Source organism: Corynebacterium aurimucosum (genome assembly GCF_046895345.1).
In the GTDB taxonomy this organism is placed as follows: Bacteria; Actinomycetota; Actinomycetes; order Mycobacteriales; family Mycobacteriaceae; genus Corynebacterium; species Corynebacterium aurimucosum_G.
On record NZ_CP160096.1, the window covers coordinates 2,526,931 to 2,544,435 of the forward strand.

Below are 17,505 nucleotides of genomic sequence, written 5' to 3' on the forward strand. Positions count from 1 at the left end.
ACAGTCTGCTCGGCCGGAATCTCTGTGCTCTTTGCTTAACAAGTGCCCTTGTTGCCAAAGTTCTTGTTCAAAATTCGTCTGGACCGTGAAACTTTGGCAACTCGGGCACTTTTTCTGGCGGCAATCGTCCAGAAGAAAATGCTTTCTTTGTAGAAAACGTGAGTTTGTCAAAAATTAGCGCTACACTCGCAGCCACAGCTGTGTTGCTTATCACGTTCGATCTTTGACTGTGACCTATCGCTAAGAATGGGAAAGCCGATGGAAACACAAAGGAAAACTAAGAAAGGTGCGATGACCATGACTTTATACGCCAACCCCGGAACCGCAGACGCCATCGTCAACTTCCGTGAGCGCTATGACAACTACATCGGCGGCGAGTGGGTACCGCCGGTCGACGGTGAATACATGGACAACATCACCCCGGTTACCGGAGAGGTCTTTTGTCAGGTTGCCCGCGGCAAGGAAGCAGACATCAACCTGGCCATCGACGCCGCAGAGAAAGCCTTCGAAACCTTCGGTAAGAGCACCCCGGCCGAGCGTGCGCTCCTGTTGCACCGCATTGCGGACCGCATCGAGGAGAACCTGGAAAAGATCGCCGTCGCGGAAACCTGGGAGAACGGCAAGGCCGTGCGTGAGACCCTCGCTGCTGATATCCCGCTGGCTGTCGATCACTTCCGTTACTTTGCCGGCGCGATTCGTGCTCAGGAGGGGCGCCTTTCCCAGATTGACCAGGACACCGTGGCTTACCACTTCCACGAGCCGCTGGGTGTGGTGGGGCAGATCATCCCGTGGAACTTCCCGCTGCTCATGGCGGCGTGGAAGATTGCCCCGGCGTTGGCCGCGGGCAACACCATTGTGATGAAGCCGGCCGAGCAAACCCCGGCATCGATCCTTCTGCTTATTGAAATTATTGGAGATCTCCTTCCCAAGGGCGTGCTCAACATCGTCAACGGTGTCGGTGAGGAAGCGGGCGTGGCTTTGTCTACCTCGGATCGCATTGCCAAGATTGCCTTCACTGGCTCCACCCCGGTGGGCAAGATCATCAACAAGGCCGCCGCCGACAAGGTCATCCCAGTCACCCTGGAGCTCGGCGGCAAGTCACCGTCCATCTTCTTCGCGGACATCATGGACAAGGACGATGCCTACCTGGAGAAGTGCGTCGAAGGCTTCGTCATGTTCGCGCTCAACCAGGGTGAGGTCTGCACCTGCCCATCGCGCGCGCTCATCCACGAGGACATCGCGGACGAGTTCCTGGAGCTGGCCGTAGAGCGCGTGAAGAAGATCAAGATCGGCCACCCGCTCGACACCGAAACAATGATGGGCGCGCAGGCTTCCCAGGAGCAGATGGACAAGATCACCGAATACCTCGAGATCGGCCCGAAGGAAGGTGCGGAGACCCTCATCGGTGGACATGTGAACAAGGTGGAGGGCCTAGAGAACGGCTACTATATTGAGCCGACCGTCTTCCGCGGCACCAACGACATGCGCATTTTCCGTGAGGAGATCTTCGGACCGGTGCTCTCCGTGGCCACGTTCAAGGACTTCGAGGAAGCCATTCAGATTGCCAACGACACCAATTTCGGCCTCGGTGCTGGTGTGTGGTCGCGCCACCAGAACACCTGCTACCGTGCCGGACGCGAAATTCAGGCTGGCCGCGTGTGGGTCAACCACTACCACGTGTACCCGGCTCACAGCGCCTTCGGTGGTTACAAGGAGTCCGGTATCGGCCGCGAGAACCATCTCATGATGTTGTCCCACTACCAGGAGACGAAGAACATGCTGGTGTCCTACTCTGAGGAGCAGGCTGGCCTCTTCTAAAAGCGTCGCGCGATGATGCTCAGACCCTGCAGAAATGCGGGGTCTTTCCAATAGGAACCATGATCCCCCGGCAGGCTGCTCGTGCCGGGCACCACCGCTGCGCCGAAGGGCGGGGAGGAGGGATCGGGGCCGTGAATTCCGCCGCGCGGCCCCGTGGCAATCGCGATGGGGTCCTCAGTATTCCGCGCACTCCACACCCGGCCGTGCAGATGCGAAGCGCTATCCACGGAAGCGCCCGGGCTGCCGACGAGCACGATGTCATCCGCAACATAGTCCTGCTGCGCCGCCTTGCCCACCACCACAGAGCCATAGGAGTAGCCCAGGAGGATATGCTGCGCGTGCGGAAAGCGCTGCCGCAAAGCGCGCTGGAAGCGACCCAGCTCAGCAGCTCCGCGGCGCGCCGGGTCCTCGTGTGCAGCGCGGGGCAGCGAGGCCGGGGCGGAATAGCCAATCCACGCCACCGTGGGCCCGTTGGTGGCGCGCGCGATGGCGCGGGCGCGCTCCACGGCGGTGGGCCAGCTCGCTGTCTCGGAAGAACCTACCCCGCTCACAAACGTACTTACCTGGGCAGCGTGGGTCCCGATGCCTTCGGGATCCACGAGCGCCACTAACCGCCCAGGGCTGGCCTCCAACACAGTGAGGTCCGGGTTAGCCGCAGCCAGGGAGCGAACCTCCTCGCTAGCCATGGTCAGCTGGACCTGGTGCAGCTCAGTGAGAGTCAGGTCGCTGAAATCCTCCAAGCGGCTCGGTGGCTGGGCCATCTCCGGAGTGCATAAGGCGTTTAGTTGGCGGGCGCAGGCCCAATCGAGGACGTCGGCCAATGCATCCAACTGCCCAAGCACCACGCTGGCGGGCTCAGCAAAAGCGGGAACCGCAGCGAGCTGCAGGGCGCGTGCGCGCAGCTGTTCAATTCTCTCCTGTAGCGGCGCATAGAGGCTCAGGATCCGCGCGGCCAGGCGCATCTGTTGCGCGGGTTCTAACAGCGTGTCGGTGGCGCGCTGCAATGCGCGCCGCGCGGCATCGGCAGCAGCTCCGGATAGCGCTAGGTCTGCCCAATTATGGTGTGCATCATCAATGTAAAGTTCAAGCTCAGACGCGAAAGTCTCGATACGATTAGTCTCCGCGCGCAGTGCCGCCGACGCGCTCATTGGCTTCCCTCCAGGCGTGCGGAAAGCGCTACATCAAGACTCTGGGCCACACCCACGAAGCGCTCTAGCTCTTCCAAATGCGCCCGTCGAGCCCCTTCGCTGGCTCTGCGCACCTCCTCCCACCGCGCGCAGAGAAGGGCTAGCGCGCGAGCCGTGCGAGGGGGTTCTAGCAAGGAAGTGGAGGCGGTGGGGGAGGCATGGGCGAAGAGGGAACGGATCTCCTGAAGGGCAGCATGGTCGATGTCGAGGTGATTCATAGCATCGAGAGTGCGCTAACTGTCCAATCGCCGTAAAGAGCGGCAACCGCGAATGCACGAAATCTGTGGATAAGTAGTCCGGGCTCGTCTACCGTGGGCCGCATGAAGGTAGCAGCAGTTCAATTGACCAGTACCGGAAACGTCGAGGAAAACCTCACAGTAGCGCTCGACAAAATCCGGGAAGCCGCGGAAAACGGCGCGCAGCTCATCGTCCTGCCGGAAGCTACCACCCAGAGCTTCGACTCCGGGCGCCTCGATACACACGCAGAAGGGCTTGATGGCCCCACCGCCACCGCCGTGCGCGCGCTGGCAGAAGAACTCGGCGTGTATGTGGTGCTGGGAATGTTCGCCCCGGCGGATACCGTCCAGCGTGGTGAGAAGACCATTAACCGCGTGGCCAACGTCGCGCTCCTCGCCGGTCCTGGCGTCCTTGGTGGCTACGAAAAGATCCACACTTACGACGCCTTCAAGTACAAGGAATCCGACACCGTCCGGCCCGGCGAATCGCTCGTTGTCTTTGATGCCGGGGAGCTCACCGTGGGTGTCGCCACCTGCTATGACATCCGCTTCCCCGAGCAATTCAAGGAGCTCGCCCGCCAGGGTGCTCAGCTCATCGTCGTGCCCACCAGCTGGGCAGATGGCCCGGGCAAGCTGGACCAATGGCGCCTGCTGAGTGCGGCCCGCGCGCTTGATTCCACGGCTTATATTCTGGCCGCAGGCCAAGCCCGCCCCGGTGGTAAGGCTAAGGCGGGAGAGACCTCCGGGCCCACCGGAATTGGTCATTCCGTCCTCGTGGCACCGGATGGCACACGTCTTGCCGAAGTCGGCTATGAGCCGGAAATCCTCTACGGCGAGGTGGAGCCAGATACCGTGGCGAAGGTCCGCGAATCCCTCCCAGTCCTAGACGCCTAAGCTCCGTTTGCATGCCCAAGCTCCGCTTGCACGTCTAAGCGCTTATAGCGCTTAGGCCCATTGGGATTTCTTCCACGCCGCCCAGGCTTCCCAGTCATCGCCCCAGCCGTCGAGCTCCGCGGCGGAGGCCGCCCACTCGTGGCCACGCTGCCAGCTATTCATGGTGATAGCCTTCTCCGCGACACCACCCGCGAGCAAGGCCGCGCGCGCTAGTTCCACGCGGTCGGCCGGACCGATGAGTACAAAGCGGCGGTCAGTCCCTTCAGCGAGCACCGGTTCCATCGGCTCCTTGGCCACCACGGGCTTAAACCCGTGGGCAGCCGGCTGCGCCCCCAGCAGCCAAGGGTCCTGCCCTTCCCGCACGATGTGGCGCAGCTTCAGCTCCGGAAGCAAAGCCTGCAGGTTGGCCTGAAATTCCGTGTCATAGTGCTCGCCCGGCGAAGGTGCTACGGCATAGACCTGGAGACCGGAGGGGAGGGTGTTCTCCAGGGCGTCGAGAAGCAGCGCCCGGGCACCTGCCCACCCCGTGCCGAAAGAAATGAGGGTGGTTCCGGAATCAAGTCGCGGCGGCTCACCGGCGGGCATGCCTAGCGTCCACCAATCACCCGGCTGCGCCTTGGCCAGCATGGAGGAGGCCTCACCGGCCAGCGCGAGATGGAAAATCAGTTGCCCGGGATCATCAGCAGGAGCAGCCGGGGTCAGCGGGCGCCAGGTTCCCGGCGTGAGCTGCGAGGTCACCGGTACGTGCTGGCCCGCGCGGTAGTTCAGCGCCATGCCGGATTCCAGCCGGACCACAGCGGTGTTCCGGTTGGGCTTGTCCACCGCCACGACCTGGGCGCTGTGAGCAGGGGGAGTGCCGGCGGCATCCGCCTCCTGGGCGGCGCTGCGCATGATGGAACACACGCGGGAAATAGTGCGCGTGGCGACGTCGTACTGATACGGGGTGAGCCCCAGCACCTCTAAGCCGTGCACTAACGATGCCTCAAATTTCGGATAGACCTCAGGCGGGAAACCGAGGCGGCGATGATCGCGTCCCATCCGTGCCAGGCGCTGGGCGACGTCCCCCTGTACCTCACCGTCCTCCACATTCTCCAGCACCCACGCCAGCGCCGGGGCCATGGAGGGGTGCGTGTCCTTCATCGACAGGGCAAAGACTTGGCGGGACTCGGCTACGGTGGCGAAAAAGTGCCTGTGTACTGCATCGCGATAGTCTTCCGCGTGCTTGCGTAGGTGCTCACCCAGTTCCCTCATGCCCGCCCATCCTAGCCCCTGGGGGTAGAGGAACATCACCCTAGGGTTATATGCCAGGGGTGGAAAAGTGGGGAGGGGGTTGTAGTGTAATCAACGGTTCATTTCCCGAAAGAGGGTGAGTCTCGTCTCAAGGACGCCGCCGAGTGCGGCATGGAAGGAAGTTTTCGCATGGAAGATTTCTCTGCGTACACAATCATGACCGACGTGGGCTGGATTTCCTTGCTCATGGTTATCGGCAACGTTTTGCGCCACCAGATCAAGTTCGTGTTCCAGGACTTGCTCTTGCCTGCCCCCATCACGGCAGGTCTACTCGGCTTGCTCTTAGGCCCTAATGTCTTGGGCTGGATCGGTTTCTCCGAGAATCTTGGTGATTACACTTCGCTGCTCATCGCCGTGGTTTTTGCCTCCATGGCCTTCTCTATGGAGATGGGCGGCAACATGGGCAAGGGCGCTCGTAACATGTGGGGCTATTCCACCATGATGTTCACCGGCCAGTGGGGCCTGTTCATTGTTTTGGGTCTTCTCCTGTTCAAGCCAACCTTTGATACCCCAGACTGGTTCGGCATGATGCTGCCCGTTGGCTTCACGGGTGGCTTCGGCACCGCAGCGGCTGTCGGCAGTGCCTTGGAAGGTGTGGGGGCTGAGGCGGCGTCCTCCTTGGGCTTTACCTCCGCCACCGTGGGTACGCTGGCCGCCATCATTGGCGGTATCGTCGCCGGTAACTGGGGCATTCGCAAGGGCAAGGTCTCGCACGTGCCGAAGCAGCTTCCGGAGGAACTGCGCCGCGGCTACATCTCGCGCCTGGAGGACCGCCCATCCCTCGGCCGCGCTACCACCAACCCGTCTGCCATCGAGCCCATCACCCTGCACGTTGGCTTTATCGCTTTGACCGTGATGACCGCTTATGGCATCAACAAGGGAATCTCCTCCGTGTGGGAGAATGTTTCTATCCCGCTGTTCGCTATGTCTATGGTCGTGGGTCTGCTCTTCCGTGCCGTGATGAACATGGTGGGCGCCAAGGATTACCTGGATAAGGACACGGTGAGCTCGGTGTCCGGTGCGGCCACCGACTACCTCATCGCCTTCGGTGTGGCGGCCATCGTGCCGGCTGCCGTCGCGGCCTACTGGCAGGCTCTTCTCCTGCTCTTCGTTCTGGGCACCATCTACTGCGTCTTCTTCCTCATGTGGTTCCCCGCCGAGTTCTTCGGTGAGCGCTGGATTGAGCGCGGCATCTTTGGCTGGGGCTGGGCCACGGCTACCGTGGCCACCGGTATTGCGATCCTCAAGATCGTCGATCCGAAGCTCAAGTCCGGCACCCTGTCGGAGTACGGCATGGCCTACATTGGCTTCGGTCCCTTCGAGATTTCCTGGACCATCATCGCGCCGCTGGCCGTCATGTACGGCTTCACCGCTGGTTTCGGCTGGATCTCCCTGGGCATCGCGGTGGTCATTTACCTCGTCTTCAAGTTCAGTGGGATGATGCCGCCGCGCGGCACCATCTTCAAGGAAGGCATCGGACACGTCGGCTCAGAGAAGTAGACGCTGACCTGCTAGCACGTGAAAACCCTCAGCCTTATGGCTTGAGGGTTTTCTCGTCTTAAGCAAGGCCTGAATGCTAGTGCGAAATGGATTTAATCTTGCATTGCTCTTTTGTTAAGGGAAAGGCTAAAATTCAGGAAGCTGTCAGTGTGGCGCCCTCCCATCCTCTCTTTTTCTTTTTTGCTCAGTGTAAGCAGACTTAGGAATCCATATGCATATTCTTTATGAAGACTCACCTCGTGGGCTTATGCTCGAGTCTGCGCTGCATATCGGGGCGGCCGAGGGCGATGAGGCTATTACCGTGGAATCCGTGGCCAAGCTGGCAGAGCTTCCCGTCGCTGAGGTGCGCGCGGAATTTCCTGATCGCGAGGCAATCGTGCACGCGCTTCCTGATTACGTAACTGAGCGGAAAGTTAAGTTCCTCGAGGAAACGCTCGACGCTGCTCCTGGTTACGCCGATCTTTTTACTAAGCTGACCACTTTTATTGAGGCCTACTACGAGTACGCCGAGCGCGAGCCGGAGCTGTTCCGCTACCTCTTTGAGAAGAAGGCCTATGTCTACGAGGAGGAATGGTGTGCTCTTTTGCGGGGAAACTTATCCCACAACCGCACCTTGGACCTGATCTATGAAAACATCTCGCTCATCGCGGCCGAGGAGAAGCTTAAGGTAGGAAGCGATGTGTGCTTTCAAACGGTGGCGCGGCTGAGCGTGGCCACCTTGGCTACCGTCCACGGTATGGCGCACCTGAGTGTTTTGGGTGTGCTGCGGCACCAGCACTCGGTGGTGCGACGCTTTAACCTCCGTGAAGTGTGTAAAGCACTAATTCGAACCCTGTTCAAGGCTGCAGAGTTCTTGGAGATGCCGGATCTGCGTAGCCCGATGCAGGAGTATCGCGCGTTGCTCGCCGGGTTTGTTCCGGACCGCGATATTTCGTTGGACATCTCCGCGATTGAGGACTTGCAGGAACTTTCCACAGAGCGGGCACGCATGGCTGTTAAGGAACGTGCCATCCAGCTGGCAGCGCGGGAAGGGCTGCAGTACGTGACCATTGAGAACGTGGCCGAGTATTTCGGTGTCTCCGATGTTTTCGTTGCTTCGCTGGTGGACAATGACTTCGTGTTGCGTGAATCCGTTGAGTGGGAAACCGACTGCGAGCTTGAAGCCCACAGTCTCTACCTGCTGGAGCGGCTGCCGGAGGGGGCATCGGCCGTCGACAAGCTCCTGTGCGTTGCGGTGGCCTATTTCTACTATGCGGTGACCTTCCCCGAACGATATAGCGCCTGCATTGCTGCTGCCTCCGGCTCCGTGGTGCCGTTGAGTGAGGACGGTGAGGAGCAAACCCAGATGGGTGAGTCCTTCGCGCTGCTGATGCGGTTTGCCCGTGAGGCGCTGCGAGAGGCCGGCTATGCGCCGGAGGATCGCTTGGTCTATATCAAGAACCTCACACTGTGGGCCGGTGCTGACGGCATGTGCCACTTGGCGTCGATGGGTGGGTTTCGAGATATCGACCTCGAACAGAAGTGGTCCCTCTATTACTTTGTTACGGCCGTGGTTCTCGCTTCCTTTTCCTACGACCTTCCAGAGGAGCAACCACAAGCCTCTCAGTCGGCTTAAGCATTTACGGCACCGGCCCCTCCGCACCGTTGCACCCAGCAGGGCGGAGGGGCCGGTTTTCTTATACCTATGGCCTGCCAAGCGGGCAGAAGAAAAACTTGAGTGAAGCCCTATCAACCCAGTCGGGGGTGGTTGGTTTTAAAAAAGTTCTAGTTGAGTGGAACAGACTCAAGTTCTGTAGCGTTATAGACAGTGAAGCTTCCTTCCCTGCTGTAGCCGCAGGGAGGTTTGGATAAACGGTAGAAACGGAGAAACACAACAATGAGTTCTTTTAACCCCACCACTAAAACTCAGGAGGCCCTGCAGCAAGCACTGCAGACGGCTTCCGCCAACGGTAACCCGGACATCCGCCCGGCACACCTCTTAGCAGCCATCCTCGAGCAGAAGGACGGCATCGCCGCCCCAGTGCTCAAGGCCACCGGTGTGGATCCGGAGACGGTGCTCAAGGAGGCACGCCAGCTTATCGGCGCCCTCCCGAAGGCCGAGGGCGCCAACATGGCGAACCCGAACTTTAACCGCGACGCCCTCAACGTCCTCACCCGCGCCCAGGAGCTGGCCGGCGAGCTCGGTGATGAATATGTCTCCACCGAGGTCCTGCTCGCTGCTATTGCGGGCTCGAAGTCGGATGCCGCCGAGCTTCTGACCTCCCGTGGTGCTACCTACGACGCGCTCAAGGGCGCTTTCCCCTCCGTGCGCGGCGCAGCCAAGGTGACCTCGGAGAACCCCGAGGAGCAGTTCCAGGCCCTGGAGAAGTACGCCACGGACTTAACCGCCCGTGCCCGCGAAGGGAAAATTGACCCGGTCATCGGCCGTGATCAGGAGATCCGCCGTGTGGTCCAGGTTCTTAGCCGCCGCACCAAGAACAACCCGGTGCTCATCGGTGAGCCCGGCGTGGGTAAGACCGCCATCGTGGAGGGCTTGGCCCGCCGCATCGTGGCGGGTGACGTACCGGAATCCCTCAAGGGCAAGACCCTGCTGAGCCTGGATCTCGGTTCCATGGTCGCCGGCGCGAAGTACCGCGGCGAGTTCGAGGAGCGCCTCAAGGCCGTGCTCGATGAGATTAAGGCTTCCGATGGGCAGATCATCACCTTCATCGATGAGCTGCACACCATCGTGGGCGCTGGCGCCACCGGTGAAGGCTCCATGGACGCCGGCAACATGATTAAGCCCATGCTGGCCCGCGGCGAGCTCCGCCTGGTCGGTGCTACCACCCTTGATGAGTACCGCAAGTACATCGAGAAGGACGCCGCCCTGGAGCGCCGCTTCCAGCAGGTCTACGCCGCTGAGCCCTCCGTGGAGGACACCATCGGTATCCTCCGTGGCCTCAAGGAGCGCTACGAGGTGCACCACGGCGTGCGCATCCAGGACTCGGCCTTAGTCTCTGCCGCTGAGCTCTCGCACCGTTACATCACCAACCGCTTCCTGCCGGATAAGGCCATCGACTTGGTCGATGAGGCAGGCTCCCGCCTGCGCATGGAGATTGACTCTTCCCCGCAGGAGATCGATGAGCTGGAGCGCATCGTGCGCCGCCTCGAGATTGAGGAGCTGGCCCTGAAGAAGGAGTCGGACGCCGCCTCGAAGGACCGCCTGACTGCCCTTCAGCAGGAGCTGGCTGATGAGCGCGAGAAGCTCGGTGAACTCAAGGCCCGCTGGGCCAATGAGAAGAAGGCCATCGATGATGTGCAGACCATCAAGGAACAACTCGAGGATCTGCGCCGCCAGGCAGAGATTGCGGAGCGCGATGGTGACCTAGCCTTGGCCTCCGAGATCAACTACGGCAAGATGCCACCGCTGGAGAAGGACTTGGCCGCCGCCGAGGAGAAGGCGAAGCAGCAGCACAACACCATGCTCACCGAGGAGGTCACTCCGGATACCATCGCGGAGGTTGTCTCCGCTTGGACCGGTATTCCGGCTGGCAAGATGCTGCAGGGTGAGACCGAGAAGCTGCTCAACATGGAGTCCGTGTTGGGTGAGCGCGTGGTGGGCCAGAAGGAAGCCGTCACCGCGGTTTCCGACGCCGTGCGCCGCGCCCGCGCTGGTGTGGCTGACCCGAATCGCCCGACCGGTTCCTTCCTCTTCCTGGGCCCCACTGGCGTGGGTAAGACGGAGCTGGCGAAGGCTCTGGCGGACTTCCTCTTTGACGATGAATCCGCCATGGTTCGCATCGATATGTCCGAGTTCGGTGAGAAGCACTCCGTCGCTCGCCTCGTCGGTGCCCCTCCGGGATACGTGGGCTATGACGCCGGTGGCCAGCTCACGGAGGCGGTGCGTCGCCGTCCGTACACGCTGGTGCTTTTCGACGAAGTCGAGAAGGCCCACCCGGATGTCTTTGACGTGCTGCTCCAGGTGCTCGATGAAGGCCGTCTGACCGATGGCCAGGGCCGCACCGTGGACTTCCGCAACACGGTCATCATCCTGACCTCGAACCTGGGTGCCGGTGGCACCAAGGAGGAGGTCATGGAGGCGGTCAAGCGCAGCTTCAAGCCGGAGTTCATCAACCGCCTTGATGATGTGGTGATGTTTGAGCCGCTGACCTCGGATCTGCTCTCCGGCATCGTGGACATCCAGCTCAAGGGCTTGGCCGAGCGCCTGTCCGGCCGCCGTCTGACGCTGCAGGTCTCCGACGCGGCCAAGCTGTGGTTGGCCGAGCGCGGTTATGACCCGGCCTATGGTGCCCGCCCGTTGCGCCGCCTCATCCAGCAGGCCATCGGTGACCAGCTGGCCAAGAAGCTCCTGGCCGGCGACATCGTGGACGGCGATACCGTGCACGTTGACGTCGCCGACGGTGGCGAGCGCCTCGAGCTAGCTGCCCGCACCGCCTAAGGCTCCGCCTACACCGGTAAGCGCGATGAGCGCTTACCGCGCTCACCGCGCTCACCGGTCGCCAGCACCCGCTCATGCCCCTATGATCTAGGGACATGAGCATTTTGATCTCCCCTCACGAGTTGAGTGAGAAGATTTACCGCGGTGATAAGACGACCATCCTCGCTTCCCTCTGGGCACCAGGGGAAGGCGAGGCCTTCAATCAGTTTTCCTCCCTCCACATTCCGACTGCCCAGTACGCCGACGCCGCTTCAGCCTTCGTGGGCCTGCCGGGCTCCAAGGCCGGGCGCAACCCCCTCCCGAAGCCCGAGAAGATTCAAGAGTGGATCGATCACTGGGGCCTGCGTGAGGATAGCGAGGTTGTGGTCTACGACGAAGGCCGCGGCCTCTTCGCCGGCCGTGCGTGGTGGACGCTGCGCTGGGCGGGCATCCGCAACGTCCGCATTCTTGACGGCGGCCTGTCCAACTGGCGTGCCCAGGCGATGCCCACGCTTACCGGTCCGGGCAACCTGGGCATGACCTCGAACCTTAAAGTGAAGTCGGGGTCGATGCCCACGGTCACCATCGATGAGGTTAAGGCCCATGAGGGCCTGCTTCTCGACGTTCGCACGCGCAACCGCTTCGCCGGCCGCCGCGAGAACCTCGACTTGAAGGCCGGCCACATCCCAGGCGCGGTTAATCTTCCGGAGCGCCTCTTCCACACGCAGGACATCACCGTGTGGAAGTCCAAGGAGGAGATTCTGGAGATCCTCGACCAACACGGCGTGACCAAGGACAACGTGAACGGCGCCATTATCTATTCCGGATCCGGTAACCACTCCGCGCTTACGATCGCCGTGCTGGAACACGTGGGCTTTACCGGCTTGCGCCACTTCGTGGGTGGATGGTCGCAGTGGTCAGCCAACCCGAAGAATCCGGTTGAGCGCGGCGACCGCGAGCACGTCTAGAATCCGCGCGTGACCAGCGCGTCAGCGCAGATCGAGCGCGCCGGGCGATTAGAGTCAGGCAGTGATGCCTTTCGTACTCTTATCCCTCGCCGCCGTCGCGCTCGCGGCTGGTCTCATTGTGCTCTGGCTGGACCAGCGCCAGCGCGCCGCACTCTCCACCGACGAGAATGTCGCCGACGAACCCACCGCAGCGGCCGATTCCGCTGAGTCTGAACTCACCGCTGATTCCCCCTCAGAGCCCACGCTCGCCGAGGAACCTGCGCTCGCCGAGGAGCCTGAGCCTGCTCCAGAGCCCGACATCATCACCGAGCCGGAGCCAGAACCCGTGGCTGAGCCGGCAACCGAGCCAACTGCGGATGCCGCTGAAGAACCGGCCGCCGAGCCCATTGCGGAACCGGCCGCCGAACCGCAAGCGGCCGCACCCAGCTTTGCGGAGCGCGCAGAGCGCGCCAAGTACCTCGTGCCGGGCAGTGCCCGCCGTGAGCGCAAGGCCTTTGGCCAGCAGCGCGGCTGGGAATACCTCAAGTATGATTCCTACCTGGCGGATGAGTGGACCCGCGGCGCTGCCGCCCGCGGCCACGAACCCCGCGACATCGTCGCCGGAACTGTCCGGGGACACGAGACGCTGCTCTTCGATATGGGTGCTATCCCCGTCATGGCTATGCGCACCGGCGCGGCCTCCGATATCGTGGTGGATTTCCGCCGAGCAGGCGAGAAGATCGAAAACCTCTCCGAGGATCTGTTGTACGTGCGTGAGGAGGAAGGTTTCGAGGTTTTCTCCTCCGATGCTGGCGTGGGCCAGCGCTTCATCGATACCCGCGTCACCGCGGCGCTGAGCCGCCTACCCGCCGCGGTGACTGCCGTGTGGCTGGAAGGGGAGTGGGTGCTGGCCCAAACTACCCGGCAGGCCCGCAGCGCTGAGTGGGAAGAGCTGCTCGAACCGCTGTCGCTGCTCGCCGATGCTGCTCGCGTTCTTCCACCGCGCTCCGAAGCCGCTCAGGTCCTGCGCGTCGATGAGCTGGATCCCAGCCGCGACATCCCGGAACCTCCGCAGCCGGAACCCACCGGGCCCACGGCGGTTCCGGACCGCGATGATTCCCTCGACGCCCCCACCATCCAGCGCCCCACCGAGCCGGTGGTCATGCCGAGCCGCACCACCAGCGAGGCCCGCGGCACCATTGACCACTCCAGCCTGGGTGCGGATGAAGTCGACGCGATTGCCGATGGCCACGAGCGCCCCACCCACGAAAACAATCAGGCCCGCCTGCCGCGCCGCTTCGATGGCGGCTCCTCCATCTTCGACTAGACCCGCCAGCCTGCCGCCGCGGCGAGGCGCCGCAGCCAGGTGTCACAGCCGAGCACCAGCACTAGTCGCGGGCAACCGTGCGGGAAGAGGGTAAACTACAGGGCGGATTTTTCACGGCCGAACAGCCACAGACTTTAAGGAGCGAGCGATGAGCCTGGATCAGCAGAAGAAGCAACGTCTAGCAGAACTGGTGAAGGAGCTGGCCGTCGTCCACGGCAAGGTCACGCTGTCCTCCGGCAAGGAGGCCGACTACTACGTGGACCTGCGCCGCGCCACCCTGCAGCACGAGGCCTCGCGCCTTATTGGCTCGCTGCTGCGTGAGCTCACCGCTGACTGGGATTATGCCGCCGCCGGTGGCCTGACCATGGGCGCGGACCCGGTTGCGCTGTCCATCATGCATGCCGATGGTCGCGATATCGACGCCTTCGTCGTCCGCAAGGAGGCCAAGAAGCACGGCATGCAGCGCCAGATTGAGGGCTTCAACGTCGAGGGCCAGAAGGTGCTCGTTGTCGAGGACACGACTACGACCGGCAACTCGCCGCTGACCGCCGTGAAGGCTCTTCGCAAGGCAGGCGCCGAGGTCGTCGGCGTGGCCACCGTGGTGGACCGCAACACCGATGCCGGCGCAGCCATCGCCGCCGAGGGCCTGGAGTACCGCTACCTGCTGGGCCTTGAGGATCTCGACCTTGCCTAAGCCCGAGGAAGAGGCGGCAGCCAAAGGCCCCACCGAGTGGAACGAGGGCCGCCACGGTGTTGGCCCGTGGGAAGGCCCGCTGCCCGAAGGCCCCGAAGCGGAGAAATACGATCCCGAACTGCTCGCGGAGGGGGATCGCCGCAATGTCGTCGATGCCTACCGTTACTGGACGCGCGAGGCGATCCGGGAGGATATCGATAAGCGCCGGCACGCCCTGCACATCGCGATTGAGAACTTCGAGAACGATTCTAACATCGGCACCGTGGTGCGCACCGCCAACGCCTTTGCCGTCGACACCGTCCACATTGTGGGACGCCGCCGCTGGAACCGGCGCGGCGCCATGGTCACCGACAGGTACCAGCACCTCATGCACCACGCGGATGTTACTGAGCTAATGGCCTGGGCGGCGGACCAGGAACTGACCGTTGTGGCCATCGATAACACCCCCGGGTGTGTCCCCCTAGAGACAGCGGAGCTGCCCGAGCGCTGCCTGCTCCTCTTCGGACAAGAAGGCCCAGGCGTCAGCCCGGAGGCCCAGGACGCAGCAGTAATGACCTGCTCAATCGCGCAATTTGGTTCTACTCGCTCCATCAACGCGGGCGTGGCTGCGGGCATCGCCATGCATGCATGGATTCGGCAGCACGCCGATTTATCAAAAGCTTGGTGAGATCCCGCGCACTGTGTTTACATCTAGGTAACGAATTCACATTGTGAGAATGATGAGACAAAAGTGTTAGAGAAATGGTCCCACCGCGCCGACCTTGCGGAAACAGCCATCAATGAGCGCCACGCGCAGGCCGTGTGGGGCTTGCCCCGTACCAACCTTGCCGTGGTGAGTTGGCCACCCACCACCAAGGAATCACTCTTTGTGCACTGGCATTATTGGTGGCAGGCGCATTATCTGGACTGTCTTGTTGACGCGGCCCTGCGCAAAAACACCAAAGCTCGCCGCGCGCGCATCGCTGACACCATCCGCGGCATCCATGTGCGCAATCTCCGTGCGCTGACGAAGAATCGCTACTACGACGACAAAGCTTGGCTGGCCCTGGCCATCGGCCGCGCTGGTGAGCTCAAGAAGCAGCGCCCCTACAAGAAGTTGGGCGCCCTGCAGCACAACATCCGCGATGGCATCGACACCCAGGTCGGCGTGCTGCCCTGGCGCGAAGGCGAGACCTTCCTCAACGTTCCCTCCAACGGTCCGGGCGCCATCATGCTGGCCCGGATGGGGCGCGTGGACGAGGCCCGCCACATCGTGGACTGGATCTACGATCACTTGATCGACGACGATGGCTTCGTCATGGACGGCATCCGCATGCGGATGGATGGGCAGGAGATCGTCCGCAACATCCACCCCTACTGCCAGGGCGTGGTGCTCGGTGCCTGCTTGGAAATCGTGCTGGCGCTGCGGGAGAAGACCGGCCTGCGCTCCGTGGAGAATATCGACTCCGTCCACGAGGCAGAACTCGCTGCGGACATGATGGACTACACCACGCGCATCCGTGGCCTAGTCCAAGCGGTGGCCACTGGCATGGCGACGTACACGGGCGTCATCGATTGGCAGACTGGCGACGGCGACGGCGGCCTCTTCAAAGGCATCCTTGCCCGTTACCTCGCGGACGTGGCGGTCCGTCTGCCGGGCGATTCCCCGGCCAACCGCGCAACCAAGAAGCTGGCTGCTCGCCTTGTGACGGCCTCTGCGGAATCCGTGTGGGAACACCGACTAGAGGTAGACGGCTTGCCCATCTTCGGTTCCGATTGGACCGCGGATGCGAAGCTGCCTCATAACTACGGTTTCGGGCCCTCTTCTCTGAGCCAGAAGATGGGCATTATCCGCGTGGCTGAGCGCGATTTGTCCGTTCAGTTGTCCGGTTGGATGTTGTTGGAGGCCTGCACCCGGATTGTGAAGTACAAGTCAGAATCCAACTAGAAGGTCCATTTTCCCAGGTAGACGGGGTCTTATCCTGCCCGTGCAGCGCTGTTTAAGTGAGGTCACATCTCATCTCGCGGCGGAAAACCACAACAACAGGCATACTTGGGTGTTGGAACGTGTTGTTTCGCTGGTTTGTGAGACGGCACGGCTTACTGCACAGCAACTCCAAAGGATGGAATTTCATGCCTATTGCAACCCCTGAGGTTTATAACCAGATGCTGGATACCGCCAAGAAGGGCGGCTTCGCATTCCCGGCAATTAACTGCACCTCCTCCGAAACCATCAACGCCGCTCTCCGCGGCTTCGCCGAGGCTGAGTCCGACGGCATCATCCAGTTCTCCACCGGCGGCGCGGAGTTCGGTTCCGGCCTGTCCGTGAAGAACAAGGTTGCCGGCGCCAAGGCACTGGCTGCCTTCGCTCACGAGGCTGCACAGCACTACGGCATTAACGTTGCGCTGCACACTGACCACTGCCAGAAGGAAGTCCTGGACGAGTACGTGCGCCCGCTGATCGCCTTCTCCCAGGAGCGCGTTGACCGCGGCGAGCTTCCGCTCTTCCAGTCCCACATGTGGGATGGCTCCGCTATCCCGATCGATGAGAACCTTGTGATTGCACAGGAGCTCCTCGAGAAGGCCCACAACGCCAACATCATCCTCGAGGTTGAGATCGGCGTCGTTGGCGGTGAAGAGGACGGCGTTGAGGCCAAGGCCGGCGCGAACCTCTACACCTCCCCGGAGGACTTTGAAAAGACTGTTGATGCCCTCGGCACCGGTGAGAAGGGTCGCTACCTGCTGGCCGCTACCTTCGGCAACGTCCACGGCGTGTACAAGCCGGGCAACGTGAAGCTGCGCCCGGAGGTCCTGGATGAGGGCCAGAAGGTTGCTGTGAAGAAGCTCGGCCTGGAGGAAGGCTCCCAGCCCTTCGACTTCGTCTTCCACGGTGGCTCCGGCTCCGAGAAGGAAAAGATTGAAGAGGCTCTGCGCTACGGCGTCATCAAGATGAACGTTGACACCGATACCCAGTACGCTTTCACCAACCCGGTTGCACGCCACATGTTCGCTAACTACGACGGCGTGTTCAAGATCGACGGCGAGGTTGGCAACAAGAAGGTCTACGACCCGCGCTCCTACATGAAGAAGGCTGAGCAGGGCATGGCTGACCGCGTGGTTGAGGCCTGCACCGACCTGCACTCCGTGGGCAAGACGGTTTCTAAGTAAACCCACACCAACTGGATGACGCTGCTGAGCAGCCGCCGGCGCTGAGCG

14 protein-coding genes are annotated in these 17,505 nt (G+C 61.9%); 11 read left to right on the forward strand and 3 right to left on the reverse strand.

Annotated elements, in window-relative coordinates:
- Positions 1-297: 297 nt before the first annotated feature.
- Positions 298-1,818 (forward strand): aldehyde dehydrogenase family protein, encoded by a 1,521-nt coding sequence (locus ABZS45_RS11890; RefSeq protein ID WP_412100007.1) that lies wholly within the window; start codon positions 298-300, stop codon positions 1,816-1,818.
- Here the strand turns inward: ABZS45_RS11890 and ABZS45_RS11895 are convergent.
- A complete protein-coding gene (locus ABZS45_RS11895; RefSeq protein ID WP_412100008.1) occupies positions 1,815-2,966 on the reverse strand; it encodes an alpha/beta hydrolase in 1,152 nt (383 codons plus the stop codon). The genes ABZS45_RS11890 and ABZS45_RS11895 overlap by 4 nt on opposite strands.
- Positions 2,963-3,223 carry a hypothetical protein gene (locus ABZS45_RS11900; RefSeq protein ID WP_412100009.1) on the reverse strand — a complete coding sequence of 87 codons (261 nt, stop codon included), beginning with the start codon at positions 3,221-3,223 and terminating at the stop codon, positions 2,963-2,965. Before ABZS45_RS11900 ends, ABZS45_RS11895 begins: the two co-directional genes overlap by 4 nt.
- 102 nt (positions 3,224-3,325) lie before the next feature.
- On the opposite strand from ABZS45_RS11900, the gene ABZS45_RS11905 reads away from it, so the two are divergent.
- Complete coding sequence (locus tag ABZS45_RS11905) at positions 3,326-4,135, forward strand: carbon-nitrogen hydrolase family protein (RefSeq protein ID WP_412100010.1); 810 nt, start codon at positions 3,326-3,328, stop codon at positions 4,133-4,135.
- A gap of 51 nt (positions 4,136-4,186) precedes the next feature.
- On the opposite strand, the gene ABZS45_RS11910 is transcribed toward ABZS45_RS11905, so the two are convergent.
- On the reverse strand, positions 4,187-5,386 hold the full coding sequence (locus ABZS45_RS11910) for an FAD-binding oxidoreductase (protein ID WP_412100011.1): 1,200 nt from the start codon (positions 5,384-5,386) through the stop codon (positions 4,187-4,189).
- 168 nt (positions 5,387-5,554) lie between these two features.
- On the opposite strand from ABZS45_RS11910, the gene ABZS45_RS11915 reads away from it, so the two are divergent.
- The 9 genes from ABZS45_RS11915 (at position 5,555) to fbaA (ending at position 17,457) form a co-directional block, all read left to right on the forward strand.
- Positions 5,555-6,925: a sodium/glutamate symporter gene (locus tag ABZS45_RS11915; protein ID WP_412100012.1), complete on the forward strand. Its 1,371-nt coding sequence runs from the start codon at positions 5,555-5,557 to the stop codon at positions 6,923-6,925.
- Between the two features lie 211 nt (positions 6,926-7,136).
- Positions 7,137-8,540 (forward strand): TetR/AcrR family transcriptional regulator, encoded by a 1,404-nt coding sequence (locus ABZS45_RS11920; RefSeq protein WP_412100013.1) that lies wholly within the window; start codon positions 7,137-7,139, stop codon positions 8,538-8,540.
- A 261-nt stretch (positions 8,541-8,801) separates the two neighbouring features.
- A complete protein-coding gene (gene clpB / locus ABZS45_RS11925) occupies positions 8,802-11,363 on the forward strand; it encodes an ATP-dependent chaperone ClpB (protein WP_412100014.1) in 2,562 nt (853 codons plus the stop codon).
- Positions 11,364-11,458: 95 nt separating this feature from the next.
- On the forward strand, positions 11,459-12,310 hold the full coding sequence (locus tag ABZS45_RS11930) for a sulfurtransferase (protein ID WP_412100015.1): 852 nt from the start codon (positions 11,459-11,461) through the stop codon (positions 12,308-12,310).
- Between the two features lie 64 nt (positions 12,311-12,374).
- Entirely contained in the window at positions 12,375-13,616 is a 1,242-nt protein-coding gene (locus tag ABZS45_RS11935) for a hypothetical protein (RefSeq protein ID WP_412100016.1), read from the forward strand.
- 148 nt (positions 13,617-13,764) lie between these two features.
- The gene (gene pyrE / locus ABZS45_RS11940; RefSeq protein ID WP_010188690.1) at positions 13,765-14,310 is read left to right on the forward strand and encodes an orotate phosphoribosyltransferase; all 546 of its coding nucleotides are present in this window, start codon (positions 13,765-13,767) and stop codon (positions 14,308-14,310) included.
- On the forward strand, positions 14,303-14,977 hold the full coding sequence (locus ABZS45_RS11945; RefSeq protein WP_070448055.1) for a TrmH family RNA methyltransferase: 675 nt from the start codon (positions 14,303-14,305) through the stop codon (positions 14,975-14,977). The genes pyrE and ABZS45_RS11945 overlap by 8 nt, the downstream gene beginning before the upstream one ends.
- A 63-nt stretch (positions 14,978-15,040) precedes the next feature.
- The gene (locus tag ABZS45_RS11950) at positions 15,041-16,237 is read left to right on the forward strand and encodes a glycoside hydrolase family 76 protein (RefSeq protein ID WP_412100017.1); all 1,197 of its coding nucleotides are present in this window, start codon (positions 15,041-15,043) and stop codon (positions 16,235-16,237) included.
- A gap of 185 nt (positions 16,238-16,422) precedes the next feature.
- Positions 16,423-17,457, forward strand: a complete 1,035-nt coding sequence (gene fbaA, locus ABZS45_RS11955; RefSeq protein ID WP_412100018.1) for a class II fructose-bisphosphate aldolase — start codon at positions 16,423-16,425, stop codon at positions 17,455-17,457.
- Positions 17,458-17,505 lie beyond the last annotated feature (48 nt).

Excerpts from the sequence above, each read along its gene's own strand:
- ABZS45_RS11890 (WP_412100007.1), top strand. The coding sequence starts at position 298 with ATGACTTTATACGCCAACCCCGGAACCGCAGACGCCATCGTCAACTTC.
- ABZS45_RS11895 (WP_412100008.1), bottom strand. The coding sequence starts at position 2,966 with ATGAGCGCGTCGGCGGCACTGCGCGCGGAGACTAATCGTATCGAGACT.
- ABZS45_RS11900 (WP_412100009.1), bottom strand. The coding sequence starts at position 3,223 with ATGAATCACCTCGACATCGACCATGCTGCCCTTCAGGAGATCCGTTCC.
- ABZS45_RS11905 (WP_412100010.1), top strand. The coding sequence starts at position 3,326 with ATGAAGGTAGCAGCAGTTCAATTGACCAGTACCGGAAACGTCGAGGAA.
- ABZS45_RS11910 (WP_412100011.1), bottom strand. The coding sequence starts at position 5,386 with ATGAGGGAACTGGGTGAGCACCTACGCAAGCACGCGGAAGACTATCGC.
- ABZS45_RS11915 (WP_412100012.1), top strand. The coding sequence starts at position 5,555 with ATGGAAGATTTCTCTGCGTACACAATCATGACCGACGTGGGCTGGATT.
- ABZS45_RS11920 (WP_412100013.1), top strand. The coding sequence starts at position 7,137 with ATGCATATTCTTTATGAAGACTCACCTCGTGGGCTTATGCTCGAGTCT.
- clpB (WP_412100014.1), top strand. The coding sequence starts at position 8,802 with ATGAGTTCTTTTAACCCCACCACTAAAACTCAGGAGGCCCTGCAGCAA.
- ABZS45_RS11930 (WP_412100015.1), top strand. The coding sequence starts at position 11,459 with ATGAGCATTTTGATCTCCCCTCACGAGTTGAGTGAGAAGATTTACCGC.
- ABZS45_RS11935 (WP_412100016.1), top strand. The coding sequence starts at position 12,375 with ATGCCTTTCGTACTCTTATCCCTCGCCGCCGTCGCGCTCGCGGCTGGT.
- pyrE (WP_010188690.1), top strand. The coding sequence starts at position 13,765 with ATGAGCCTGGATCAGCAGAAGAAGCAACGTCTAGCAGAACTGGTGAAG.
- fbaA (WP_412100018.1), top strand. The coding sequence starts at position 16,423 with ATGCCTATTGCAACCCCTGAGGTTTATAACCAGATGCTGGATACCGCC.